The organism is Nostoc sp. DSM 114167, from assembly GCF_052692655.1.
The window spans coordinates 7,753,308-7,779,148 of the sequence record NZ_CP195116.1; the positions used below are offsets into that span (position 1 = coordinate 7,753,308).

24 protein-coding genes are annotated in these 25,841 nt (G+C 41.6%); 9 read left to right on the top strand and 15 right to left on the bottom strand.

Annotated elements, in window-relative coordinates:
* The first annotated feature begins 687 nt into the window (after positions 1–687).
* Positions 688–2,409: a thiamine pyrophosphate-binding protein gene (locus tag NSTC731_RS32595; protein ID WP_445628558.1), complete on the top strand. Its 1,722-nt coding sequence runs from the start codon at positions 688–690 to the stop codon at positions 2,407–2,409.
* Positions 2,410–2,710: 301 nt separating this feature from the next.
* Here the strand turns inward: NSTC731_RS32595 and NSTC731_RS32600 are convergent, their stop codons facing one another.
* Positions 2,711–3,505, bottom strand: a complete 795-nt coding sequence (locus tag NSTC731_RS32600) for a TauD/TfdA family dioxygenase (RefSeq protein ID WP_445628559.1) — start codon at positions 3,503–3,505, stop codon at positions 2,711–2,713.
* A 198-nt stretch (positions 3,506–3,703) separates the two neighbouring features.
* Between NSTC731_RS32600 and NSTC731_RS32605 the strand changes: the two genes are divergently transcribed.
* Both NSTC731_RS32605 and NSTC731_RS32610 read left to right on the top strand, forming a co-directional pair.
* Positions 3,704–5,005, top strand: a complete 1,302-nt coding sequence (locus NSTC731_RS32605) for an ankyrin repeat domain-containing protein (RefSeq protein WP_445628560.1) — start codon at positions 3,704–3,706, stop codon at positions 5,003–5,005.
* Positions 5,006–5,099: 94 nt separating this feature from the next.
* The gene (locus NSTC731_RS32610; RefSeq protein WP_445628561.1) at positions 5,100–5,996 is read left to right on the top strand and encodes an ATP adenylyltransferase family protein; all 897 of its coding nucleotides are present in this window, start codon (positions 5,100–5,102) and stop codon (positions 5,994–5,996) included.
* Positions 5,997–6,011: 15 nt separating this feature from the next.
* Here the strand turns inward: NSTC731_RS32610 and NSTC731_RS32615 are convergent, their stop codons facing one another.
* The 6 genes from NSTC731_RS32615 to trxA form a co-directional block, all read right to left on the bottom strand.
* Entirely contained in the window at positions 6,012–7,301 is a 1,290-nt protein-coding gene (locus NSTC731_RS32615) for an MFS transporter (RefSeq protein WP_445628562.1), read from the bottom strand.
* 177 nt (positions 7,302–7,478) lie between these two features.
* Entirely contained in the window at positions 7,479–8,144 is a 666-nt protein-coding gene (locus NSTC731_RS32620) for a nitroreductase family protein (RefSeq protein WP_445628563.1), read from the bottom strand.
* A 98-nt stretch (positions 8,145–8,242) separates the two neighbouring features.
* Positions 8,243–8,674 carry a YybH family protein gene (locus NSTC731_RS32625; protein WP_445628564.1) on the bottom strand — a complete coding sequence of 144 codons (432 nt, stop codon included), beginning with the start codon at positions 8,672–8,674 and terminating at the stop codon, positions 8,243–8,245.
* A 124-nt stretch (positions 8,675–8,798) separates the two neighbouring features.
* Positions 8,799–9,911 (bottom strand): alkene reductase, encoded by a 1,113-nt coding sequence (locus tag NSTC731_RS32630; protein ID WP_445628565.1) that lies wholly within the window; start codon positions 9,909–9,911, stop codon positions 8,799–8,801.
* A 297-nt stretch (positions 9,912–10,208) separates the two neighbouring features.
* Entirely contained in the window at positions 10,209–11,003 is a 795-nt protein-coding gene (locus NSTC731_RS32635; protein ID WP_445628566.1) for an SDR family NAD(P)-dependent oxidoreductase, read from the bottom strand.
* A 221-nt stretch (positions 11,004–11,224) separates the two neighbouring features.
* The gene (trxA, locus tag NSTC731_RS32640; RefSeq protein WP_292829099.1) at positions 11,225–11,548 is read right to left on the bottom strand and encodes a thioredoxin; all 324 of its coding nucleotides are present in this window, start codon (positions 11,546–11,548) and stop codon (positions 11,225–11,227) included.
* Between the two features lie 80 nt (positions 11,549–11,628).
* Between trxA and NSTC731_RS32645 the strand changes: the two genes are divergently transcribed.
* Positions 11,629–11,979 (top strand): ArsR/SmtB family transcription factor, encoded by a 351-nt coding sequence (locus NSTC731_RS32645; protein WP_445628567.1) that lies wholly within the window; start codon positions 11,629–11,631, stop codon positions 11,977–11,979.
* Between the two features lie 245 nt (positions 11,980–12,224).
* On the opposite strand, the gene NSTC731_RS32650 is transcribed toward NSTC731_RS32645, so the two are convergent.
* From NSTC731_RS32650 to NSTC731_RS32660, 3 genes are read right to left on the bottom strand one after another with little or no spacing between them, the layout of a single operon-like run.
* Complete coding sequence (locus NSTC731_RS32650) at positions 12,225–12,800, bottom strand: nucleotidyl transferase AbiEii/AbiGii toxin family protein (protein WP_445628568.1); 576 nt, start codon at positions 12,798–12,800, stop codon at positions 12,225–12,227.
* Complete coding sequence (locus tag NSTC731_RS32655; protein ID WP_445628569.1) at positions 12,797–13,033, bottom strand: hypothetical protein; 237 nt, start codon at positions 13,031–13,033, stop codon at positions 12,797–12,799. The genes NSTC731_RS32650 and NSTC731_RS32655 overlap by 4 nt, the downstream gene beginning before the upstream one ends.
* 26 nt (positions 13,034–13,059) lie before the next feature.
* The gene (locus tag NSTC731_RS32660; protein ID WP_445628570.1) at positions 13,060–14,292 is read right to left on the bottom strand and encodes a glycosyltransferase; all 1,233 of its coding nucleotides are present in this window, start codon (positions 14,290–14,292) and stop codon (positions 13,060–13,062) included.
* 124 nt (positions 14,293–14,416) lie between these two features.
* Between NSTC731_RS32660 and shc the strand changes: the two genes are divergently transcribed.
* From shc to NSTC731_RS32675, 3 genes are all read left to right on the top strand, one after another.
* The gene (gene shc, locus NSTC731_RS32665; protein WP_445628571.1) at positions 14,417–16,333 is read left to right on the top strand and encodes a squalene--hopene cyclase; all 1,917 of its coding nucleotides are present in this window, start codon (positions 14,417–14,419) and stop codon (positions 16,331–16,333) included.
* Positions 16,334–16,447: 114 nt separating this feature from the next.
* Positions 16,448–16,651 (top strand): hypothetical protein, encoded by a 204-nt coding sequence (locus NSTC731_RS32670; protein ID WP_445628572.1) that lies wholly within the window; start codon positions 16,448–16,450, stop codon positions 16,649–16,651.
* Between the two features lie 396 nt (positions 16,652–17,047).
* On the top strand, positions 17,048–20,146 hold the full coding sequence (locus NSTC731_RS32675) for a beta strand repeat-containing protein (RefSeq protein WP_445628573.1): 3,099 nt from the start codon (positions 17,048–17,050) through the stop codon (positions 20,144–20,146).
* Between the two features lie 365 nt (positions 20,147–20,511).
* Here NSTC731_RS32675 and NSTC731_RS32680 read toward each other — a convergent pair whose 3' ends face one another.
* Positions 20,512–20,958, bottom strand: coding sequence for a TOBE domain-containing protein (locus tag NSTC731_RS32680; RefSeq protein WP_445628574.1), 447 nt, complete (start codon positions 20,956–20,958; stop codon positions 20,512–20,514).
* Between the two features lie 357 nt (positions 20,959–21,315).
* Here NSTC731_RS32680 and NSTC731_RS32685 point away from each other — a divergent pair, with 357 nt between their 5' ends.
* Positions 21,316–22,113 carry a hypothetical protein gene (locus NSTC731_RS32685; protein ID WP_094352776.1) on the top strand — a complete coding sequence of 266 codons (798 nt, stop codon included), beginning with the start codon at positions 21,316–21,318 and terminating at the stop codon, positions 22,111–22,113.
* Between the two features lie 155 nt (positions 22,114–22,268).
* Here NSTC731_RS32685 and NSTC731_RS32690 read toward each other — a convergent pair whose 3' ends face one another.
* The 4 genes from NSTC731_RS32690 to NSTC731_RS32705 form a co-directional block, all read right to left on the bottom strand.
* Positions 22,269–22,739, bottom strand: a complete 471-nt coding sequence (locus tag NSTC731_RS32690; protein ID WP_445628575.1) for a GNAT family N-acetyltransferase — start codon at positions 22,737–22,739, stop codon at positions 22,269–22,271.
* 80 nt (positions 22,740–22,819) lie between these two features.
* The gene (locus tag NSTC731_RS32695; protein WP_445628576.1) at positions 22,820–22,942 is read right to left on the bottom strand and encodes a hypothetical protein; all 123 of its coding nucleotides are present in this window, start codon (positions 22,940–22,942) and stop codon (positions 22,820–22,822) included.
* Between the two features lie 20 nt (positions 22,943–22,962).
* Complete coding sequence (locus NSTC731_RS32700) at positions 22,963–23,637, bottom strand: sugar transferase (protein ID WP_445628577.1); 675 nt, start codon at positions 23,635–23,637, stop codon at positions 22,963–22,965.
* 118 nt (positions 23,638–23,755) lie between these two features.
* The gene (locus tag NSTC731_RS32705; protein ID WP_445628578.1) at positions 23,756–24,571 is read right to left on the bottom strand and encodes a WecB/TagA/CpsF family glycosyltransferase; all 816 of its coding nucleotides are present in this window, start codon (positions 24,569–24,571) and stop codon (positions 23,756–23,758) included.
* 724 nt (positions 24,572–25,295) lie between these two features.
* Here NSTC731_RS32705 and NSTC731_RS32710 point away from each other — a divergent pair.
* Positions 25,296–25,841, top strand: coding sequence for a hypothetical protein (locus NSTC731_RS32710; RefSeq protein ID WP_445628579.1), 546 nt, complete (start codon positions 25,296–25,298; stop codon positions 25,839–25,841).

The following is a 25,841-nucleotide window of genomic DNA, read 5'->3' on the forward strand; positions in this document are numbered from 1 at the left end:
GAAGGATATTTAGATGTATTACTAATGTAGATATGATTTATGACAGTTTTGTTGCAAAGGTATTGCGTTGTTGTGAAAAGTTTGATTTTTTACTACTAAAGAACTCAGGAGCCAGAATGTAAGTGTGCAACACTCATCCGCAGACAACAAGACTCATTAAATTCACAATTGTGGAGAATAACTCACGAGAGTACTGATTTTTTGTACAACGTTCAAATAATTCATATAGGATTTGGTGAGACAGCACTTTCTCCAAAAGCCCGCGAACCATTACAAATTCCAGATTTTCTTCGACAAAACGCTCAAATACCTGCCAAGTGCAACATTTATTTTATCCAAGCTGATATTTGCACCTCTTTTAACCCTTACAGTACTTGAAAGTACGGCATCTGAAATTTAAAGATGGGCTAATATTCGTTAAAATTAAACCCAAGTCATCAATTCCCTGATGATGTCATGTCCGGTTGAAGACTTATGATTAAAGCTGATGTAAATCCGCTCTAACGCACAGATATTTTAATAGTGAATAGTCGGTTATAATATGAATTAGTAAGCGTTGTTCCTGCACTTCGGGCATTGTAGGTCGATAGAAAAACAAGATTAGCCTGAATTTATAAATATTGATTAAAATTGAAATTAATTGTTAGAATATTGTGTCGAACAAATCTTAAAAAATAATCATAGTTGATGAAAAGACCAATCAAAGTTTTGTGTAGCCAGATTCACACTCCAGAAGCAGATATTTCTGGAGCTAAACTTCTTTTAGATACCTTATCTGAGCATGGTATTAGTTATATATTTGCAGTGCCAGGAAGAGAAGCAGAAAGCATCTTGTTTAATGAATCTCCCAATTTACATATTGTGCTAACTGCTATAGAACTCACTGCGGGGTTTGCAGCTTATGCTTATGCCATTATTTCTCATAAAACACAAGTAGTTTTTTCAACTCTTGGTCCCGGTGCAGCAAACTTAGCCAATGCGATTTATTCTGCCTATGCAGATAGGGTAGCTATTGTCTTTATTACAGCACAAGTAGAGCGTGAAAAATGCTACTATAATCATACTCATCAATGTATGGATGCTGTAAAAATGTACGAACCTATCAGCAAATTTGCCTACGAAATTGGTGATGTTACAGAAATAAGGGATGTTATAGAAAATGCTTTTGAAATTACCCAAAAAGAACCCAAAGGTCCAGCGATAATTAGCATTCCTATTGATGTAATTAAGCAAAGAATATCTTACAAAATAAGTCCAAGTAAACTAGCAATTAAAAAAATTAATCAATCAAATTTAGATATTGATTCAATAGATAAAGTTGTATCTGTTTTGCAAAATGCCAAACAACCATTAGTTTATGTTGGAAATCAGGTTATTAGGTCAGGTTGTGTTGAACTGATAAGGCGTTTATGTGAAAATTATAATCTGCCAATGGTATCTGCTTATGATGCTAAAGGAGTTTTACCTACAAATCATGAATTAAACTATTTTGCTTGTACAAGCTATGCACAAGGTATTTTAGGAATTAATGCAGATGAAATTATTTTTAGTCCTGTAGATTGTGTAATAGCGTTTGGCTATGACTGGAAAGATGATGTATTTCCAGACAAACACTTCAGTTATGGAATAGAAAAAATTCTGATCGGTTTTTCCAGCGTTATGCCAGAAAAAATACGTTCCCAGTTTTTAGATATTCCAGGTAATCTCGAAGAAAACCTAATTACTTTGTTGCATAAGTTAGATAAACAAAATTTGTCTTTCAGAAAACCATATAATATTACCTTACTGAAAGAGGCTATTAAGAAAAAACAAGCTAATTTGGAAGCACCTCAAGGATTGATAAATATAATCTCAGTCATCAATGCTATTAATGAGACTTCAGCACTTTTAATTTCAGATGTCGGCACATTTAGACATTACGCAGTTTTGTTTAGCAATACAGAAAAACCTAATTTTTTTCTAACTTCTGCTGGAAGTTCGTCTTTTGGTACAGGACTACCTCTCGGATTAGGGACTTGTTTAGCTTGTAGAAATCACGAAACCAAAATTATAGTCTTGACAGGGGACGGAGGATTTAACTCTATCATTGGGGATTTAAGAACTTTAAAAAATCTCGATTTAAGTATAGTAATTATCGTACTTAACAATAATAAAAATGGGCTAATCAACATTTATCAGCAAAAAGGACATGGACAAACTTATTCTCCCTCTGTTAATCATGCCGAAGCATCTTTCGTGAAAATTGCTGAAGGGTATAACTGTAAAGCATTTAAGGTTGACTCAAATGAGGAGCTAAAAAACAGTATTAAAAAAGCTTTTGAAATAGGTGGGCCTGTAGTCATTGAAGTACCGATTTATTATCCTGAAGAAGATATTGAGAGGTTAACATGCAGTGCAGATTTGGCGTAAGAGAGGAGCCTTACTTGATATAGCAGTTCTAAATGAGAAAGTGAAATCTTGCATATAGGGTGTTGACTGTTGATTGTTAACAGTGCAGCGACTATTAAATTTTTCACAACTAAAATAGGATTGCTATAAGAAACGGCAGGTCTGAATCCCCAAGTGCATTAGGTGTAGGTTGGGTTGAGCAACGCGAAACCCAACGTATATCTTCGTGTTGGGTTTCACTTCGTTCAACCCAACCTACAATTTTTTTGTAACATTTTAGTCTTGCCACACCGCTACATTTTCTGACTTTTGAATTAGTAGGTCAAATCAGCCAAATTCTTTGTAAGTGTCGAACAGTGTCAGAGTATTGGGTTCTTGAATGAAGTACCCTGTGGTTGTCCATAATTAACAATGAGTGCTTTTCCATTAGGAGTGGCACATGGTTGTTATTAAAAAACTCTAAGACAAGATCGCAGATATTTTTTAAGAATCGGTCTGACACAGATGCTTTTTTTGTCACATCTGGAGATGGCTCACCATAGACTAGTACATTGTAACTGAACCTAAGCATTAGTTGGTTGAGTTGCATAAATTGAAGCATTGGAGCGATGATTGAGTGGGTAGTATCTTTAGAAACAAAACTGCACTTATATTTCATTAATTTTTGTTGTTCCTCTATCGTGAGATTGCGAAGTAATTCTTTACTATCAACAAAAGTTGTGTAGCCTTTGCCACAATTTGAAGGTTGTAAACACCATAAAGCTAAGTATTTTGGAGGTGTCTTTAGATAAGGAGCTTCAGTGTGGGGTCGTAGCTCGTTTTGGCTTTTGGAGTCGGACAGTTTTTCATTACCTGGCGCGAACTTAACATTGTAGATATACTCGTTGTTATCTTGTGGCATTAGGCAAGTTTGAGTAAGGTGTTGTGTATAGCCAATCCACTGAAAATCAGCAGGTAACCCAGAGATATATACCCAGCCACACTCTTGCAATTGTGTCTGACAAGTCTCAAAAAAATTTTTTGTCCAAAGGCTGTTTGAGATTTCAGAGATACTGATATCCTTTGAAATGCATACATTTGAAGAATTATTGCCAGATAGGTCAACTTCTCGTTTCATAATGTATTCTCCAATTCAACTAGTTATAGTTGACCAAAATTACTCTGCGAATGCAAGACTCACTTGTGAATCTATTCTGATTAAAACTACTACTCTGATTAAAACTACTACTCAATTGTGAATTTATGGAAATTTATGTTGATGATATAATTTCTACACAAATTCACATTTTTAGATTTATCCATAAGGAGATATCACATGTGTACAGACGATACTCAATGGTTAGACAGAATAAATCGTGAACAAGTTGATTATGTGTACAACAGATTAACAAATAAAGAAAGAGAGTATTTAGGTTTATTTCTTTCAGGTCATTCCGATCAATATATAGCAAGTCGTTTCTATGTCTCAAAAGAAACTGTGAGAAAACATATATCTAATATTTGTAATAATTTTAAGCAGCTTATGGTAGAAAATCAATTACCAGAAATTAATTTTGGTCGCCTTCACTTAATGAGAATTTTCATTAAATATCCACATGAAATTCTCAACATTAATTCTAATAATCAAAATTCAATAGAAAATAATTCACAGATATCTATATCTACATATCAAATGCATGAAATTATTAAAAATTTTTCATTGAATGACATAAAAACCGTAATTTTTTTAGAAGAGAAAATAAATCGGGGTGCTAACATAAACGAAAGAGATAATGAAAGATGTACTCCACTTTTTATTGCGATAGAAACTCAAAAAATAGAAGTAGTTAATTTTTTGATTCAGCAGCACAATATAGATATAAATGCAAAAAATGAACATGGCTGGACACCACTTCACAAAGCTGCAAACACTGGTTGTTTAACAATAGTACATAAACTACTTAACGATGAAAGAACTAGACCGACAGAAACGACTAACATGAATGCAACTACTGTGTATGAAGCTGCTTTTGGGTCTAATGAGGTTGAAATTATAAGGATGCTAGAGGAAAAAGGAGTAGATATTAATTTACCTAGTGAGGATAGATTTACTCCTCTCATGGTTGCTATCTGGCGTGAAAATTATGCAATTGCAGATTATCTGATTGAGCAAATACCGAAATCAAATATTAATCAAAGAGACCGAAAAGGTGAAACGGCTCTTTATAAAGCTGTCAAGCAAGGAAATTATGATTTAGTAACAAAGTTTATTGATAAGGGAGCAGATTATAGAATTAAGCCCTTTATCACATCTCCAAACCCGGAGGTAGATAGCTTAATTTTAGCTGCGGAAAGAGGCGATATAAATACAGTACAACGTTTTATTGATGAATGTCATGATTCAGAAAGATGCCTGGAACTGATTAATAGAGGCGACTCTCTATATTCTCGAACAGCATTATCCCTGGCTGCTGAAAAAGGTCATTTCGAGATCGTAAAGCTTTTGGTGGAAGCAAAAGCTGATGTTTTTGCCAGAAATAATCATGGGAGAACACCAAAAGAAATGGTTCTCAGAAGAAATCAGCACATAATTGACTATCTAAATTATGCTGAAACTCAAAATAATTCGCAATTATAAATTCGCAATTAATACCCCACGCATAAATGCCGGGACATTCTAATTAACATGCTACAAAAAATTAAAATATCTGACCATACTTGAAGGAATAAAAATGGCACAGGGGAAAATCTTACTGAAACCTGACACTTTATGGACAAGTGTTAAAAAACGAACTGAATATGCTTTGCAATGCGGGGCGCTACTCTCGATTCCAACAGAATTTGAATTTGTTGAACAGGATGGCGTGCGCTTTTTGGTACGGATTATGTCTAACCTGAATCGCAAAAAAGCAGCGAAGGATAAACAGAAAAAACAATCTGTTACTTCTGGTGATGAGTTTAATCCTTTTTTGCCCTACGAAGAGGATTTATTTGTGGCGGATATCTCCGATACCCATGTATGTATTTTAAATAAATTCAATGTTGTAGACGATCATCTGCTAATCATTACCCGTGGTTTCGAGGAACAAGAAAGCTTACTCACCCTAGAAGATTTTACGGCTATGTGGGCGTGTTTGGCGGATTGCGATGGTTTAGCATTTTACAACAGTAGCAAAACCGCAGGTGCTAGTCAGCGACACAAGCACTTACAATTAGTACCTCTACCACTTGCTCCTTCAGGGTTGCAAATACCGATTGAAGCTTTACTAACATCAGCACAATTTCAAAACTCGAACCCAACTTCAGCAAAACTTCCTTTTGTACACGCTTTCGCATCACTAAATTCCAATTGGGTGCGATCGCCATTTGCAGGGGGCCAAGCAACATTGGAAGTTTATCACAATTTGCGTCACGCTGTAGGTTTAGATGACAAGCAGTCTGGTGCTTACAATCTGCTAGCGACACGAGAATGGATGTTAATCGTACCGCGATCGCAAGAGCATTTCCAATCTATCTCTGTGAATTCATTAGGATTTGCTGGTGCGCTGCTGGTGAAAAATGCAGCAGAAATGGAGATTCTCAAAACCCAAGGGCCGATGACTATCCTCAAAAATGTTGCTGTATCCTAAATACTTACGCACACATTACGAATTCTTCTCTACGAGATAATTATCCTTAGTGGGAGTTTGACCAATTTGCAGCACACAAACTGCGGCAATCAGGCAGAGAATACCTGATAAAATAAACGCTTGTAAATAACTACCCGTCCAAGTTCTCAAGACTCCGGCTCCGAATGCTGCTGTCGCTGCACCAAGCTGATGTCCGGCGACAATCCAACCGAACATCACGCCGACATTTTCTTTACCGAAGGCGTTGGCAACAAGACGGACTGTTGGTGGTACGGTGGCAATCCAATCAAGTCCATAGAAGACGGCAAAAATGGAAAGTCCATAAAAGGAAAAGTTGAAACTGAAGGGCAAGAAAATCAAAGATAAACCCCGCAGTCCGTAGTACCAAAACAATAAGTAGCGATTATTCCAACGGTCAGATAGCCAACCGGACATAGTAGTTCCAAAAAAATCGAATAGTCCCATGATTGCCAAAAGCCCAGCAGCCTTGACTTCAGGGATACCGTGGTCAATACAAGCAGGAATTAGATGAGTTCCAATTAACCCATTTGTGCTTGCGCCACAGATAAAAAAGCTACCAAATAACAGCCAGAAGTCTCGATTACGCATTCCTAGCCAGAGGGCGTTAAGAGTGGAGGCGATGGAATTGACTTTAGGCTGTAACACTTCTACAGTTTCGCTGTTGTCGCCAAAGGCTCGCAAACCGACATCCGCCGGATGATCGCGCATAAAGACTGCGATCGCTGGAATAATTAGAAGTGCTGCACCAGTCAGAGCCAGAGCCGCAGTTCGCCAGCCAAAGCGATCGGCTATTGAGGCCAGCATCGGCAGAAACACTAGTTGTCCCGTGGCTGTACTGGCGGTTAAGATCCCCAGAACTAAACCCCGCTTTTCCAAAAACCAGCGATTGACGACAATAGCACCCAAAACTAGGGCAATGACTCCGCTACCACAACCGACAACTACACCCCACAGCAAAACTAGCTGCCAGGAAGCTGACATTAAAGTGGTTAAACCGACACCAAGCGCAATGACAGCAAGTGATAATACCATCATCCGACGAATGCCGATTCGCTCCATGACTGTGGCAGCAAAAGGGCCAATTAATCCGTAGAGTATTAAGTTAATGGAGATTGCCAAAGATATAGTTGCTCTACTCCAGCCAAACTCGTGTTCGAGAGGAACTATAAAAACTCCAGGAGCAGAGCGGATTCCGGCTGCCACCAGCAAGGCTAGGAATGTTAGACCCGCGACGATCCAAGCATAGTGGAACGAACGACGCGCTAGGAAGGAGGGTAAGGACATGGTGTGGAGGGGGTAGGGGGCAGGGGGCAGGGGGCAGGGGGCAGGGGGACAAGGGGGACAAGGGGGACAAGGGGGACAAGGGGAAATTATTGAGCAAGTCTCTCCCAAGTCTCCCCCCTCTTCCTTGTCTACCTTGTCTCTGCCCCTTACAATGCCCCATTCCCAATTTAGGGAAAGCTACCCTGCATAAGGATTACCGATTCTGTCTACAGAGACGTTCGAGGAAAATGGCAAACGACCTGGATTTAAGCGTGGTTCGGCTGCATAACCCACAGGAACTAAAACAGCGATCGCTAAATCTGGATTATCTCCTGCACCAATCACTTGTTTTACCCGATCCTCAATCCAACCGTTCATAAAACAAGTGGACAATCCTAGACTTTCTGCCGCTAACACCAAATGGGTAGCGGCAATAATGGCATCTTTGATCGCATATTCGCGTCGCTTGTCGCCTAGCGTTGATTGAAATTGCGGAACGGCGGTTTTAAAGTAGTTTACTGTGCCTTCATTCCATGCCCCAGTTTCGAGTCCCTGCTCTAGAATTGGGGCCAAGTTTTTTTCGCCTGCGTTAGGATCGGCGGCAAAGACAAAGGTTACAGGTGCTTGAACAATTTGCTGTTGATTAAAAGATGCCGCTGACAGTGCTGCCTTTTGCGCTTCATCTTGCACAAGAATAATTTGCCAGTCTTGGAGATTATAGCTACTGGGTGCAGCTACGGTTAACTCTACCAATTGCTTGAGCAGTTCTGGGGTGATGGGGTCTGTTTTAAAAGTTTTGATGGCACGACGTTTAGCGATCGCACTGGGTACATCTAAAGGTTGAGTTTGGATGATGGAACTCATGATATTCTCCTGATAGCTAGATTATGAAAGGGTTTCGGATTTTATATCTAAAGTGATTAAAAGCGTTAAAGAGCAGGGCAATCCAAATATATTCCTCTCTAATTGGCAATGTTAACTGGGTTAGAGATATGCTCGTGGATAATGCGCCATTGTCCTTCTCGCTTCTCCCATACAAGCGTCGCATGAGCCGTAATTCCAACCGCCTCATTCCCGATGGTGGTTGCCGTACTGTGGAAGAGCAAAGCAGAGACGGTAATGCGATCGCCTGGAAATATCTGAATATCCCCAACTAATTTAACTTGCCACTGGGTTATTGCTGTCATGAAGGGCTTCCATATCTTCTCATAGGATTGCCATCCTTGAATTCGAGTGGTCTGCGGTGAGAGGGTATCGAAGGCGAGGAATTGTTCATCTTGCCAGTAGAGATTGTTTAGGAGAGAGAAATCAAAGGGTTTGTTGCCTGGACTAAACGCAGCTAGCCAATCGTTAACGCGTTCTTTGATTTTTGCTGCATCTAAAGTATCTTTCATAGTTCAAAACCAATTTTTACAATCATTTTACTGATGTTGTATCTGGGAAAAATCTAAAAATCCTCAGTTTGATTTGATACTTTAGAGTGCGGCAAGTAGGTTTTAATTATTTAGATGAGAAGAATTAGGCATTGACCACCTGCTCGTTAGCAGGCGACCAAAATGGATAGTCTGTATATCCTTTTTCACCGCCGCCATAAAAGCTGGCTTGATTTGGTTCATTTAGTGGTGCATTCAAAGCGAAGCGTCGGGGTAAATCGGGATTTGATATAAATAATGTGCCAAAGGCAACTAAATCTGCTGCTTTATTTGCCAGTACTGCATCGCCTTTTTCACGAGTATAACCGCCATTGACGATCAGTGTACCTGTAAAGCGATCGCGTATATGACTAGTGGGTACTATTATCCCACCATGTCTAATATCTGCTTCTGTTGCCTCATAAATATGCAGATATGCCAAATTAAACTGGTTCAACGCTTGAGTGGCATAACCGAATGTCTCCAGAGGATTGGAGTCATGCATATCGTTAAAAGTCCCACTGGGAGAGAAACGTACCCCAACTCGGTTAGAATCCCACACACTAGTTACCGCCTCTGTCACTTCTAACAGAAATCGAGCGCGATTCTCAATCGAACCCCCATATTTATCTGTGCGTTGATTCGTGCGATCGCGCAGAAACTGATCTATTAAATAACCATTAGCTGCATGAATTTCCACCCCATCAAACCCAGCCGCTAGGGCATTTGCCGCTCCCTGACGGTACTGTTCGACTATCTGCGGTATTTCTGAAGTTTCTAAAGCACGAGGAGTAACAAAGGGTTTTGGCCCCTCATAAGTTGCAGCCTCACCTTTAGGAGTAATGGCAGAAGGTGCCACAGGTAAAACTCCATTCGGTTGTAAATCAGGGTGAGAAATTCTGCCTACGTGCCATAGTTGCAGAAAAATTCTGCCGCCGTGCTGATGTACGGCATCGGTTACTAACTTCCATCCCTCCACCTGTTCTGATGAATGAATTCCTGGTGTCGCGGGATAGCCTTGTCCTTCAGGAGTTACCTGTGTTGCTTCAGAAATAATTAGTCCGGCGGAAGCACGTTGGACGTAGTAAGTAGCATTCAGTTGGTGTGGTACGTTTCCCTCACCTGCGCGGTTTCGGGTTAAGGGTGCCATCACTATCCGGTTAGGCAGTTCCAGATTTCCTAATTGGTAAGGAGAGAATAAGTCGATCTCAGTAGTCATTGGTTATATCTCCAAATTATTTTAGTCATTTGTCACTTGTACTGAGCGACTCGTACCGACTTGTGCCGAGCGAAGTCGAGGTAGTGGAGCCGAGGTAAGCCGAAGTATTTGTCATTTGCCTCGTTCCCAGTCTCCGAGGGAATGCTCGTCGTTGAGGCTCCGCCTCCCGAACTCGCGGCAGCAAGCAGCCCAATTGAAGTGCATTTCCAGCCTCAGACTGGAAACGAGATTTAAATTTTGCGTGCGGCGCATTATAGCTATTTCAGGTAAATAGACTATGCGGTTGTGGTTGAAATACTAGACAATCGATCGAATAACGCCACCATCTACCCGCAAAGCTGCGCCATTAGTTGCTGATGCTACAGGACTAGAAAGGTAAACGACGATCGCTGCTACTTCTTCATTTGTTGCAAAGCGTTTGATTAAGGAACTTGGACGCACATTTTGAAAAAACTCCGCCTCAACGTCAGCGCGAGTAATACCGCGTTCCTGTGCCAGGTTGGTGATAAACTCTTCAACTCCTTCAGAACGAGTTGGCCCTGGAAGGACAGAGTTTACTGTAACTCCAGTCCCCACAGTCATTTCTGCTAAACCTCTGGCAATGGCTAGCTGCGCTGTCTTTGTTGTGCCGTAGTGAATCATTTCCACTGGGATCTGAATAGCAGATTCGCTGGAGATGAAAATTATCCGCCCCCAGTTTTGCTCTAGCTGCTTTTGCAGATATTGCCGACTCAAACGGACTCCACTGAGGACGTTAACCTCAAATATCTTTAACCAGTCTTCATCAGTAATATCAAAGAAGGTTTTTACCTCATAAATACCCACATTGTTTATGAGTATATCAACGTGAGGAACCTCTTGAATGAGTTTCTCTATTCCTGATGCAGTGGCTGTGTCAGCAACAACACCAGAAACTTTTGCGTCGGGTGTAGAATGCTTAATTTTAGCGATCGCTTGAGCTACTCGTTCTTCAGAACGACCGTTGACAATTACTGATGCACCCTCTTGAGCTAGCCCAAGAGCGATGGCCAAACCAATTCCGGCAGTTGAGCCACTCACCAATGCGGATTTACCATGCAATTTCAAGTCCATTTCGCTCTTTCCCCGTTATTTGAAACAGAATTCAAAAGTCAGAAGTCAGGATTCAGGAGTCTAATAGACCTCTTGCAAAAGTTACTTTTGCAAGAGGCGGGAAAAGGGGAAAGGTCAAAGGGGAAAGGTTTTTTTATTCCTTTTCCCTTTCCCTCTTACCCTTTTCCCTTTAACCTTTACCCAATCTCCACCTAACAATTTTGGGTTGGCAGACTACTAGATTAAAGATGCTGTGCTAAGGTCTTATTCAAGGTAGTTTTTGGAACCGCCCCTACGACAGTATCGACCTGGCGACCTCCTTTAAAAACCATCAATGTCGGAATGCTGCGAATTCCATAGTGGCTAGCGACAGTAGGATTTTGATCTGTGTTCAACTTCACAAATTTCACCTGTCCTTCGTATTCAACAGCAACTTCATCGACGACTGGGCCCACCATCCGGCAAGGGCCGCACCACGGTGCCCAAAAGTCTACTAATACCGGAATTTCACTTTCCAAGACTTCTTGCTTGAATGTGGCTTCTGTGACGTTTGTAATGGATGACATAAATTGCCTTCCTACTTAATTCTATTATTCGATAATATCGAATAATAAAAATATATGCCACTTGATGAGATAATGCAACTATGAGATTCCTTTATCATCCAGATAGAAAAAATATTTCTTTACCAGGCGTGTTGTATGCATTGGGCGATCCGGTGCGGCTAGAGATTGTGCGACTGTTAGCGACTGAGGGGGAACAATGCTGTGCCAAATTTGATTTTGCGATCGCCAAATCAACTATGTCCAACCACTTCAAGATTTTGCGAGAGTCGGGGATAGTCTTGACACGCAAAGAAGGGACACATCATATTAACATCCTGCGGCGTGAAGATTTAGAGGTGCTGTTTCCAGGGTTGTTGGATGTGGTATTGAAAGCTGCTCAACCATTACCTGTTGAACCCGCTAATACTAAACAAACAGCTTCAAGGATTTAGGGGTATTGGGCATGACCTGTTTAAGAATCTGCTCGTTTTTCAATTTGTGTTTCTAGATCGGCAAAGACATCATGTTGTTCTCGAAAAGTCCTTGGAGTGTGAGATAAACCTAAATCTGTAGATAGCAAATCAATTCCATCGATAATTTTGGGTATTTGAGCTCGATCGACTTGTAGACCGAGAAAGCATTTCTCCCTGTAATCTGGTCTTTCTTGAAAAAGTGCGATGTCTACGACGGGCTACGCCTACGCTCTTTTCAAAGGGCGGATAACCTGATATGCTTTTTCAGCTTTCTCAATTGATGCTTGAGGGATTGGCGATCGCAGCCTGAGAACAGCTAGATCGATTAAATCTCTTGCTTCAACGCTGTCATCTGCGTAACGGTCAGAATTTGACAGCAGCTTAGAGGTAAAACAGTCATTAAAGCTTAAGCAGGGAACGAGTGACCAGTTTGGATATCTTGGTGGGTCTAGTTGAAAACGAGTTTCGGCAATAATTTCCGTTTTAATCGGCATATCATCGACAAAAACGATCATCCGAATTCCATATTGGTCTGTTGTGCTACGTCCAACTTGGATTTTACTTAAATCCCGAAATAATGCTTCATGCCCACCCTCAAATACCACTGTACGCAGGTATTTGTAGCCTTCTGTACCGACAGAAGCGATAAAATCAACGTCCTGACTCCAGCGATATTCTTCAAACTCAAATGCCAGAAGGGTTCCGCCACCGAAGTAAGCAGAACCCTTCCTAAGTATTTCAGAATCTAAGGATTCAAGAACGGTGAGAATTTTATTATGATGTTCAAATCTGGAGGTCATAAATAAACTTGCAACCAGGATTTATAGCGTCTGGCGAGTTCCTGAAGAAAATTGAGTTCTTCACCCTCAAGATTATTAAATAGGTTGCGATATTGCCAACCACGCTCGTAGCGACTCAGCATTTCTTCTGGAGTAAACCGATACACATCGGCAGTCTGCCAACAAATTGACTCCAGAAAAGGCAGTTTTTTGGGGACAATAACAGGATTATTTGTTGATGTTGCGGTTGTCATAATTCTTTTAATCAACCACTTTCGGCTTACTTTAAGTTTACGGGATAAACTCTTCCTTTCCATCTGCCGCCGCTTCCTTGCCAATGACGGAGTGCTGAGTCTAAAGTCATTAAAGTATAGAGAACAGCGATCGCAGGTAAGCTCAACACAAACCAGACAGAACATTTATAAAAGCGGATCGTCGGGTAGTAAGCGAAAGCCATTAACAGCCATCCTAATATACCTGTAAGTGCGATCGCCCAATTGCTCCAAACTGCACCCAGAATCACACATACAGGTGGAGTTAAATAAATCAGAGGCATTCCTATCAAAGTTGTCAATAGTATTAATGGCGAATAATTCAGTTGGGTATAGGCAGTGCGAGCAACCATATCCCAAATCGTCGCTAGCGAGTCATAAGGGCGCAAGCTTCGAGTCAAGCTACTCAATCCCAGCCAGATACGACCTTGACTGGGCATTGAGTTAATCTTCCTGTCCCCTTTTCCCCTTGTCCCCTTGTCCCCTTGTCCCCCACTCTTCTTAACAGCTTTAGCGAGGGCGCAATCGTCAATTAAAGCTTGACGAATCACTTGAATTCCCCCGATTCGCTCTAAAGCTTCTCTACGAATCAAAATAGATCCCCCGGCGGCGGCGGCGGTGGGATTGTTGGGATTATTCACCCAGCGAAAAGGATAGAGTTTTTGGAAGAAAAAGACAAAAGCTGGAATCAAAAGTTTTTCCCAAAAGCTCTCACACCTGAGTCGCACCATTACCGAAACCAAGTCTAAATCTTCCTGGACAGCTTTCTTCACGAGTCGGCGGAGATTACCAGGATCGTGTTCGATATCTGCGTCAGTCAGCAAAAAATAGTCAGGTGCTAATAAACTCGCACTTTTTATACCTTGCTCAACTGCCCAAAGTTTACCCGACCAACCGGGAGGTAGTGAAGCGCCAGAGATAATATGCAGTTGTTGGGGTTTCCCAACAGCGTGTGCAACCCCTTCGGCAAAATTTGCTGTCCGGTCTGTGCTGCGATCGTCTACCAAAAATACGTTGAAAGAACCAGGATAATCTTGAAGTAAGAGCGATCGCAAACTAGTTGGTATTAACTCAGCTTCGTTACGCGCTGGAACGACCGCACAAACCACAGGTAATGATTTTAGCTGAGTTTCTGTAACCTCTAATTGCTGGTCTGTTTGCCAAAACTGTCCCCAAAAACCCAGTAATACTAACCAAATTGTCAACGATAAGAGCATCAATCCTAATACAATTACATCCATGACCTATTGCAAATTATCAGTGACTCAGACAGAATACTATGTCTATTGATAGAGGAAAAAAAATTTTTTCGCTGTAATATCGCGTTCATATTTAGTGTTGGGTGTTGAGGTTAAATAGTTTTTGATGCACACACAAGACAGGGTAAAAGTCAATCAAGTCGCAGATGCGATCGCAGCTAGCCAAGAATATCTGCTTTCGATTCAAAATCCGGCAGGGTACTGGTGGGCTGAGTTAGAATCTAATGTCACCATCACTGCTGAAGTCGTCCTCTTGCATAAAATTTGGGGAACAGACCAAACCAGACCTTTGCACAAAGTTGAAGCATATTTGCGTCAAGAGCAACGAGAGCATGGCGGCTGGGAACTTTACTATGGTGATGGCGGAGAACTTAGCACTTCGGTTGAAGCTTACATGGCTCTAAGATTGCTAGGCGTACCAGCAACCGATCCGGCGATGATTCGGGCGCAAGCTTTTATTCTCCAACGAGGTGGGATCGGCAAAACTCGGATTTTTACCAAGTTGCACCTAGCCTTGATTGGCTGCTACAACTGGCGCGGTATTCCCTCGCTACCACCTTGGATAATGCTGTTGCCCGAAGCTTTCCCTGTCAATATCTACGAGATGTCTAGCTGGGCACGTTCTAGTACAGTACCATTACTGATTGTATGCGCTCGCAAACCTGTTTTTCTGACTGACTCAGCTATCAACCTAGATGAGTTATACGCTGAAGGTATCGATCGAGTCCGGTGGGAATTACCTGAAAGTGGCGATTGGACGGATTTATTCCTCACTCTTGATAAAGGGTTCAAGTTGGCAGAAAGTCTGAATTTAGTACCCTTTCGTAAAGAAGGCATCAAAGCTGCCGAAAAATGGATTTTAGAGCGCCAAGAAGCTACAGGTGACTGGGGCGGCATTATTCCGGCGATGTTGAATTCAATGCTAGCTTTGCGCTGTCTAGATTATGACCCAAGCGATCCGATTGTGGAACGCGGTTTGCAAGCAATTGATAACTTTGCGATTGAAACAGAGGATAGTTATCGAATTCAGCCTTGTATTTCACCCATCTGGGATACAGCTTGGGCGATGCGTGCTTTGATAGAATCTGGTTTTGCACCAGATCGTTCGGCTGTAGTAAAGGCTGGAGAATGGTTGCTGCAAAAACAAATTTTAGATTACGGAGATTGGGCTGTCAAAAATCGCCAAGGAAAACCAGGGGCTTGGGCGTTTGAGTTTGAAAATCGCTTTTATCCCGATGTAGACGACTCGGCGGTGGTGGTGATGGCACTACATTTGGTAAAACTCCCCAATGAAAAAATCAAGCAGGCTGCGATCGCTCGTGCGTTAAACTGGATTGCATCTATGCAATGTAAACCAGGCGGTTGGGCTGCTTTTGATTTGGATAATGACCAAGATTGGCTTAATTCCATCCCTTATGGCGATTTGAAAGCCATGATCGATCCAAACACCGCAGATGTTACGGCTAGGGTACTAGAAATGCTGGGTGCTTGTGATTTGACAATTGATAGTGATAATTTGGAGCGATCGCTTACTTATCTTTTGCGCGAACAAGAAACTGAAGGCTGTTGGTTTGGTCGTTGGGGTGTAAATTATATCTACGGCACCAGTGGCGTTTTGTCAGCTTTGGCGTTAATCGATCCTCAAAGACACAAACTCAGTATAGAACGGGGAGCAGCTTGGTTAGTTGGATGTCAAAATCCAGATGGTGGTTGGGGCGAGACTTGCCGTAGTTACAACGATCCCAGTCTCAAAGGCCAAGGAAATAGTACTGCATCTCAAACTGCTTGGGCAATAATAGGCTTAATAGCAGCAGGTGAAGCAACAGGTAAATTAGCTCTTGAGTCCGTTGAACGGGGAATTGGCTATTTGGTGGCAACTCAAAAGCCCGATGGTACTTGGTTTGAGGCTGACTTTACAGGTACTGGCTTCCCTTGCCATTTTTATCTCAAGTATCATCTGTATCAACAATACTTTCCTTTAATTGCGCTAGGTCGCTATCAAGCAGCGATTCAAAAAGGTTAAGAGTAATTATGCGTTTGCCCTACCTCCCGAATCCTCCCCTTGGTCAGGGCTACGGTTAACGCAAAAGTTATAAAAATCTAGCTTGATAAGGCTTGACTCGTTCTCATACAAAGCATGGAAACGAGAGAAATAGCATTGTTAGTCGATGCAATAGCATTGTCAGTCAATGCAATGCCATTGTCAGTCAATGCAATGCCATTGTTAGTCAATGCAATGCCATTGTTATGCGATGCAATGCCATTGTTATGCGATGCAATGCCATTGTTATGCGATGCAATGCCATTACAGGTCAAGAGATTTGTGTGTTGTAAACCGTAGTTGCTAAAAGGAGGGTGCGTGTTAGCGCAGGTGGGGTATCTGTCGCAAACATTTTTGAACTGGTATTATTACAGAATGTTTTTTGTATAGATAATGTATATTGTTTTCATAAAGTTATGAATAAGCTGATTGTAACAGTTGGAAAAGCGATATAGACTAATCAGCGAAAATATAGCTAGTAGATAATTAGCGTCACCGATAGCGTAGCGTTAGCGACGTAGGAGCGTCACAGCCTGTCGTAGACATCGCAGTTATCCTGATTAAGAAATCCCATATTAAAAGCGCGTTGTTTTGCTGATTTATAATTGTGGCACTTTATAACAATACTTTCAGTTTAGAACACGGGATTTCTAGTTTAGACCTTTAAAGTTTACTCCCTGACTATAGGAGAAAATTATGGCTATTTCATCATTTACTCTTTCTTCCTTGAATGGCAACAACGGTTTCGCCATCAACGGCATTGCTGTTGAAGATCAGTTAGGCTCGTCGGTTAGCAATGCAGGAGACATCAATAATGATGGCTTTGACGACCTGATTATTGAGGCATCTGGTGCTGCTCCCAATGGCAACGATTTTTCTGGGCAAAGCTATGTAGTGTTTGGGGGAACGAATGTAGCCAGAAGCGGCACCTTCAATCTCTCTTCTTTAGATGGCACTAATGGCTTTTTAATTAACGGCACCTCAGTTAGCAATGCAGGGGACATTAACGATGATGGTATTGACGACCTGATTATTGGGGCATCCTATGCCTCCCCCAACGGCAACTCTCATGCTGAACAAAGCTATGTAGTTTTTGGGGGGACAAATGTAGGAAGTACTGGCACTTTCGACCTCTCTAACTTGAATGGCACTAATGGCTTTGCCATCAACGGGATTCATGCGCGTGACTACTTAGGCTCGTCGGTCAGCAATGCGGGGGATATCAACAATGATGGTATTGACGACCTGATTATTGGGGCATTTAATGCCTCCCCTAACGGCAACTCTGGTGCTGGGCAAAGCTATGTAGTGTTTGGGGGAACGAATGTAGCAAGTGGGGGCATTCTAAACCTTTCTGACCTCAATGGTACTAATGGCTTTGCCATTAACGGTATTGCTGCGGATGACTTCTCAGGCTACTCAGTTAGCAATGCAGGGGATATCAACAACGATGGCATTAATGACCTAATTATTGGAGCATATCATGCCTCACCCAACGGCAAACAGTATGCTGGGCAAGCCTATGTGGTGTACGGAGGGACAAATGTGAGTAGTGGCGGCACTCTTAACCTCTCTGACCTAAATGGCACCAATGGCTTTACTATTACTGGAATTGATCGTGGTGATGAATTAGGCATCTCAGTCAGCAATGCAGAAGATATTAACGGTGATGGCATTGACGACCTGATTATTGGCGCATGGCTGGCCTCCCGCAACTTCATAAATGAAGTTGGACAAACCTATGTGGTATTTGGGGGGACGAATGTGGACAGTGGCGGGATTTTCAACCTCTCTTCTTTGAATGGTACTAACGGCTTCGCCATCAATGGCATTAATTCATCAAGCTATTCAGGTTTTTCAGTCAGCAATGCGGGAGATATTAACGATGATGGCATTGACGACTTAATTATTGGAGCAATTGGTGCTTCGCAAAGCTACGTGGTGTATGGGGGGAAAAATGTGGGTAGTGGCGGCACTTTCGACCTCTCTTCTCTGAATGGTACTAACGGCTTCGCCATCAATGGCGCCATTAGTGGCATTCGTGAGGCAGGCAGATCGGTTAGCAATGCGGGGGATATTAACGGTGATGGCATTGGCGACTTGATTATTGGAGCATGGCTGTCCTCTCCTAACGGCAACCTCCAAGCTGGACAAAGCTATGTCATCTATGGCAGTGCTACCCCTACCCTTGACTTCAACGGCACCGATCAAAACGATAACCTCATCGGTACTCCCAACAACGAAACTTTTAACGGACTAGCTGGTAATGATACCTTGACAGGTAACGGTGGAAATGACAACTTTATTATTCGGGAAGGAGATGGCATTGACATCATTACTGATTTTGATGGTATTGGTACTGGAGCAAACCCATCAGCGTCGGTGATTGGCGAATTAGACAGGTTGCAATTTTCTGGGTATCTTGACTTGAGCGTCAGCAATCTGCAACTAACTCAAAATGGCAACAACTTAGAACTCACCTTTGAGGGTGTAGCAAATACCAAAGTCATTCTGCAAAACTTTCAGCTACAAAACCTGGATAACCTACCTGCATCGACAGCAAGACCTGCTATCGGTAATATTCTATTTGGGGAATTTGACGAACAACCATTTATCCACGACAGCTTTGATGTGATTAATGCTAATTCCACTCAAACTACGTTATTCAACAAAAACACCGTCACTTTCCTCAATGACTTGAATAACAACATTACAGGTTTTGACGATTCCAATGATGTGATTAATGCCCAAGGAGGTAATGACAGCATCGACGGCTTGAGTGGCAACGACCTGCTGCGGGGTGGTACTGGTGATGACACTCTTGTTGGTGGTAGTGGCTATGACACTCTTGTTGGTGGTACTGGCGATGATACTCTTGTTGGTGGTACTGACAATGATTCTTTTGTTGTCCGAGTCGGCGATGGCAATAAGACCATCACTGACTTTGGTGGTGTGGGCACTGGGTCACTGTTGATGACTGCCTCTTCAGACACGTTGCAATTTATCGGCGCTGGCTTAACTGCCCGGAATCTGCAACTAACTCAAAATGGTAATAACTTGGAACTCACCTTTGAAGACGTTGCAAATACCAAAGTCACCCTGGAAAACTTTCAGTTGGAAAACTTGGAAAATCTTCCGCCCGAATCTCCTAGAATATTAGTAGGCATTGGTAATATATCGTTTGACGAAGAAGTTTTTATCAGGGACAGTTATGATGTCTTCAATGCCAACTGGAATTTTAGTAGTATCTTTAACAGCAACAGTGTGACATTCCTCAATGACCTTAACAATAACATCACGGGTTTTGACAACTCCGCTGATGTGATTAATGCTCAGGGGGGTAACGACACTATCGACGGCTTGAGTGGCAACGACTTGCTGCGAGGTGGTGCTGGCGATGATATTCTCATCGGTGGTGCTGGCGATGATATTCTTACAGGTGGTGCGGGTGCCGACTCTTTCCTGTACAACACCAATGCTGCTTTTGCCAGTGTTGCTGTTGGTGTAGATGCGATCGCTGATTTCAAGCATTCCCAAGGCGATAAGATTATTCTAGATAAAACTACTTTTAGTGCGATCGCTTCAACTGCAGGAACGGGTTTTAGTCATGCCAGTGATTTTAAAATTACTTCTTCAGTCGCGACCAGCACAGCAAAAATTATCTACGACGCTGTGAGTGGGCAGTTGTTCTACAACCAAAATGGTAGTGCGGCTGGTTTTGGCAATGGCGGTCTATTTGCAACTCTGACTAGTGCGCCAACTCTCAGTGCATCAGATTTCGTGGTGCAAGGGTAGGATGGCACATCTGTTATCAGTGTCAACTTCAGTAGGGTAGAATAACTGTGCTACCCTATGCTGTATTACATTTACACAAAAAGAGCTATTACATCAGCGATCGCATCAACTATATATACTCAATTCTTTAAAATCTTAGTGAATAAAGCTTATTCTCTTAATATCTAATATCAAGTTTGGGTGATTAGTTATAATAAAACCTATCAATGTAGGTTGGGCTGTAGCTTGCTTCTCCGTAGGGGTACGACAGTGAAACCCAACATAAATAACGAAACAATTAATGTTGGGTTGAAGAACGAAACCCAACATACAGATATTATAAGTGTTTAACCAAACCTGATATAACACCCATAATCAATGTATTTCTATTCCCTAGCAATGACAATATCGTTAGATTTAATAACTGCATAAGCTTCTTTTCCCTCAGATAATTCCAACTCTTCTGCGGAAGCTCTGGTGATAATCGAAGTTAATTCTACTTTGTGAATAATCTCCAGAGTAACCTCACTATTAACTGCTCCATAAACAACTCGTTTAATTACACCTTTAAGAATATTGCGAGAGCTAACTTTTAGTGATTTCTTTTGAATACTACTTTCTATGTCAGGCTTTTGAGTGTAGTAGATATCTTCCTGTTGTTCTTGGTGAGTTGGTGGTGATATTGGTACCAAGCTTTGCTGAGTGAGACTACGCACCAGTTCCCGCAGAATCTCAGTCTTAGTGCGTTGAGACTGTTCGCAGAACTCCTCTAGAATCTTCCGCTCGTCCTCTGAGGTTTGAAATGTAACCCATCCTTGTTCTTTTCTTGGCATAATAATATTATTATCAATTTTGGTTATCTTGGTAAAATTCTATCAAGTATCAATTCGATACGTCGTTTTAGTAATAACATTTTTTTGTCGAGATTTTCGGCATTTTTACCGCAATTAATCAACTATTCTCATATAGTTAACTACATATATATTTATTTTTTTCTAGATGCGAAATATTTTGTTACTTGAGATTGTCTAAATCATCACTAAAATGATACCAACTAAGATGGTATTTGTTGGGGTAGCTACGCTTACGCAAGGATAATCTAACAGAAAATTCCACTGGCGTAGGCGTAGCCCGTCGCAGACATCGCGTGAGTGTCGTAGGATTATTTAACCTGAGTTCACAGCTGGGGGATGAAACACCTAAAATCACGTTCTCAAGACCTGCGGAGTTTATTTGAGAACAATATCACCATTGAATACGTAGCAGAACCCCTAAAAGCTATGCCAGCTGATGCGGAGGCGAAAGAAGTGCTGCATTGGATGCAAGCACAAAATTTTGATGTTATCGGCGTGGAGACGGGAGATATTATTAGCGGTTATGTAGAACGCTCTAGTTTGATCCCAGGCAAAAAAGGTAAATGTAGCGACTATCAACGGGTGTTTCATCCCAAAGAACTAATTGCCATTTCCACTCCACTGATCAAGTTGCTACCCATTTTGCAGCAAACTCCGCGATTGTTTGTCTTGGATTGCAATCAAGTAAGTGGTATTGTTACCTGTGGTGATTTGCAGAAAGCACCCGTGCGAATGCTACTGTTTGGCTTAGTAACGCTGCTAGAAATGAATTTGCTGCGGCTGGTGCGGATTTACTATCCTCAAGATTCTTGGCAAAAAGTCCTTAAACCTGAACGCTTAGAAGTTGCTCAACGATTATGGCGAGAGAGTCAGGAAAGAAACGAAGCCACCGATTTGTTAGATTATCTGCAATTCTGTGATAAGCGAGAGTTGATTTTAAATCAACCAGAACTTCTTCAGCAACTAGGACTAAAATCAAAACGGTTTGGAGAACGTTTCCTCAAGTCTGCTGAACAGTTGCGAAACCGATTAGCTCACGCCCAAAGTTTAGTTAGTGGTTCCTCTTGGACAGAATTGATTTCTCTAGCAGAAGCGATGGAAAAGCTGTTAATTCATTGTGAGGAAGTTGAGTAAAGTAGTCAAGTCGCGTAAGCATTCAGTATCTAATTTTTAGGATTTCTGGCATGAAGTTATAGAAATTGCTGGAACAAGAAACCTAGAAAAATTTAGATTGATGACAAACAATCTGCCATTCTGGTCAAATAATTCGTCGTTCTACAGTAGACTTCTCAAATATGCCGCACCAGTATAATAAATAGTTCCTTATCATCTAGTGCTTGAAATGATTGTACCTGTCGGAATCCGGCTTTTTTCCATGCTTTGATCGCACGTTTATTAAATGCTGCCACTGTAATGCGAAATAGGGTGGGATTAAACTTTGAACGTGCAAAATTGAGGACATCTGCAATATACATCTGTCCCCTTCCCTGACCCGTGAGGTCGGGGCGCACTCCCAAACCAATGTCGAGTGAGTCCTTTGCATAATCACCTCCTGGGACTTCAGCCTCCTTACCAAAGCAGCAAAAACCAACCAGTTCCCCATTGTCAAGAATGCTATAGTAAGCGTTTTCAGGGTCTATAAACGACCCAATTAGTGTTTCATCAGATGTACTGTTATACCTTTGGTAAGGTGGCTGATAATGCCAGCGAGTAAGTTTTTCTGCCTCAGCCGCATTCATCGGTTCAAAGCAAAAGTGCATTGACATACTCCCAACCGCTCATCCTGTACCTTCTGCTAAAAGTATACTTCTTCTCGTTATTGACCAACAGCCTCTCGCCATCAGGAAAAGTCACAATCTGCTGTCAAACGTCGTTTAATTGCCCAGGTGCGATCGCTCTCTTTTAATAATGACAGCAGCCGTATCGCCTCATCAATCACAAGAAGTAAGTTTTTATTTAGCACTAGAAGTATATCGCAGTACGTTAGCAAGCACTGCTCTTATTTGATGACACAACTTTTAAAGTTTTGAAGATTAAACTAATATCATAAACGATAGACCACTTACGTTGGTAGTCTAAGTCCATGTGAACAATATCTTCAAAGTCTTTAATACTGGAGCGACCATGAGCCTGCCATTCACCAGTCATACCCGGCTTGACATTCAAACGTTCCCAGTGGTGCTTTGAGTAGTGTATTACTTCATTAGGAGTAGGAGGGCGGGTACCGACTAGACTCATTTCCCCCAGCAGCACGTTCCAAAACTGAGGAAGTTCATCTAAGCTAGTGCGGCGAAGAAACTTTCCTACACAGGTAATGCGGGGATCATTCTCATTTTTGAATATCCGATCGCTTTGAGCTTCATTCTTAACTAGATGCTTAAGTTGGTCAGCTCCAACTGACATCGAACGGAACTTCCAAATTCGGAAGTGATGCCCATTCAGACCACAGCGAATTTGACTGTAAAATATAGAGCCTGGGCTATCTAACTTAATCGCGATCGCAATCGGAATTGCTAAGAATAGTGTAATCGATAGCCCAATAACAGCACCTAAGATGTCAATCATTCGCTTGGCTTTACTGATTACAGAAGGATGAACTGGAACTTTAACTTTAGGAAGAGTATGGATATCATCTAAAACTTGCATATCAACTTGCATATCAAAACCCCCTTAAGTAAAGCGGTTAAGCTTGAACTATTTATAAAATTTACTTTGACTAGATGAATCACCCAAAGAGTAGTGTTACAAGCAACTTTTAATCAGTCTTGGTGATGAATTAAAAGTTCAAATCGTTTTCAAATCCAGACTTATTTCTTGTAGCTAATGTGATTTGGCTACTTTGTTCTTCACTTTGGCGTCGAGCAAACGCGTAGGTTAGTACTAAACGTAAAAAGATAAAGTTGCCTAGAAGATAGCGCTGCCAAAGTCGAGTCGGTTCCATTGCCAGTCGCCACAGCCACTCCATACCAACAGAACGAATTGGATAGGGGGCACGGGCCACACGTTCAGCCATAAAATCGAACAGACCCCCCACACCCATACAAGTGATACGAGGCAATTGACTAGCGTATTGGTTAATCCAAATTTCCTGTAGGGGTACGCCCATCGCCACTAACAGCAGGTGGGGGCGGGCTATCCGAATAGCTTCTAATACTTGCTGCGTTTGTGATTCAGGAAAATAGCCGTGCTGAGTTCCGGCAATTATCAACCCAGAATAGGCTTTCTTGAGGTTAGCTGCCGCTTCTTCAGCGACACCTGGCTTACCACCGAGAAAATAAACTGATAAACCTTTTGCTGCCCCTTCTTTGCACAAAGCCGGAACTAAATCAGTGCCATTGAGATTATGCACCAATGGTGTACCCAACAAAGCGCTACCCCAACGAACTCCGCTCCCATCTGCCAACAACAAATCACTCTGCTCTAAGGCTTTTGCCAATGCTGGGTTTTTGGCAGCAGTTACCATCGTGTGGGCGTTAGCATAATACACTCGACCACCCTGCCGCTTCAGCAACTGCATCAGTAATAGTTCAATTGCCTCATATAAAGGCATACGATCAAAATCAGTATCGAGAAAATTAACTCGGTCTGCCATATAATTTAATGCTCGCCATCTAGAGTTGCAAAATAGTAGAATTCAGAGCATTGCCCATATTTTCTGCTCACCGGAAATTTACTGACAGGTTATACATTAATTGACACAAAGAATTATGGCTGCTGCTAAGCGAACATTACCTGCAACAAAACTGAAACTTTTGATCGATTAGGCCTTTTGAGATACTTAACTTTTTAATGTGTAAGTACCATAAAACATTCGATCCGAATTGAGAGTTTATTCACAAGGTTGAGTCAAAACCTCGCGAAACCTACGTATACTTTCGTACGCAAATACCGATGCAAAATACTATCTGATGGCTACTTAAATTATTTTTTATACAGTATCCTAACGAGGAATAAAATTATCCAGCTAACTATCCGTTTGGCTGTAGCGTACAGATAGTCTAAATTTCATAATAAGATAAGTAGGCAGAATAAAACAAATGTATGTTTAATTTTTTCAAACCTGTAGAATAACCAATTTCTAAGCTATTTGTTAAATTTATATTTCTTCACATAGCTTTGTTTTTTAACGCCGATTGACTGACTACACCACGTAAAAAACCACAAAAATCAGAAATTTTGACAATTACGAAAATTAAGATAACAAACAATTATTGCCACGCAAAATTGGTATTGAACAGATGATATGTTGAGTGAAAATATTTCAAGTAGCGAGTGAGAAGTTTTGTTTCTCTCGTCATTTCTATATTCAGGTAATAATGGCAGTCTGTAGAGTTGTCAGATTGCAATTTTTTTTATCTGTTAATGACTTGAGCCTTTCTGGGAAAAATAAATCTTTCTTCTTTTCTATCTTTTTGCTCTTAACTGATGACTTAGCTCAACTTATTCGCCCAAAGCCTTATCGTCACGTCCATTCAACGCTGATGATCGGCTACGCCATTGCACTTCCTTTACGATCGCTAAAACCATTTTTTAGTAGGAATTTACCATTTGCAGATAAGTCAAAATATATGAAGAGACAGCGAATTATGGTTGTTGGTAGTAATGTCATGACCGTGCAGCGCGTCAGCAGTCATTGCCTAAAACAAAATGCAGAAGTTTTTCCATATTATTGTATTCCCACGCCGGATGAGATCGCTTTGTTTGAACCTCATGTATTGGTGCTATGTCTACCCATACCTGAGCAATTTCAGCAGCAACTACTTCAGCCTTACATTTTGTGGTCAGAAAAACTCGTGAATGGCATCTCACCACTGGCTACCACTTTGACAGAATTATCTGACTATTTACATAAATTCCTATAA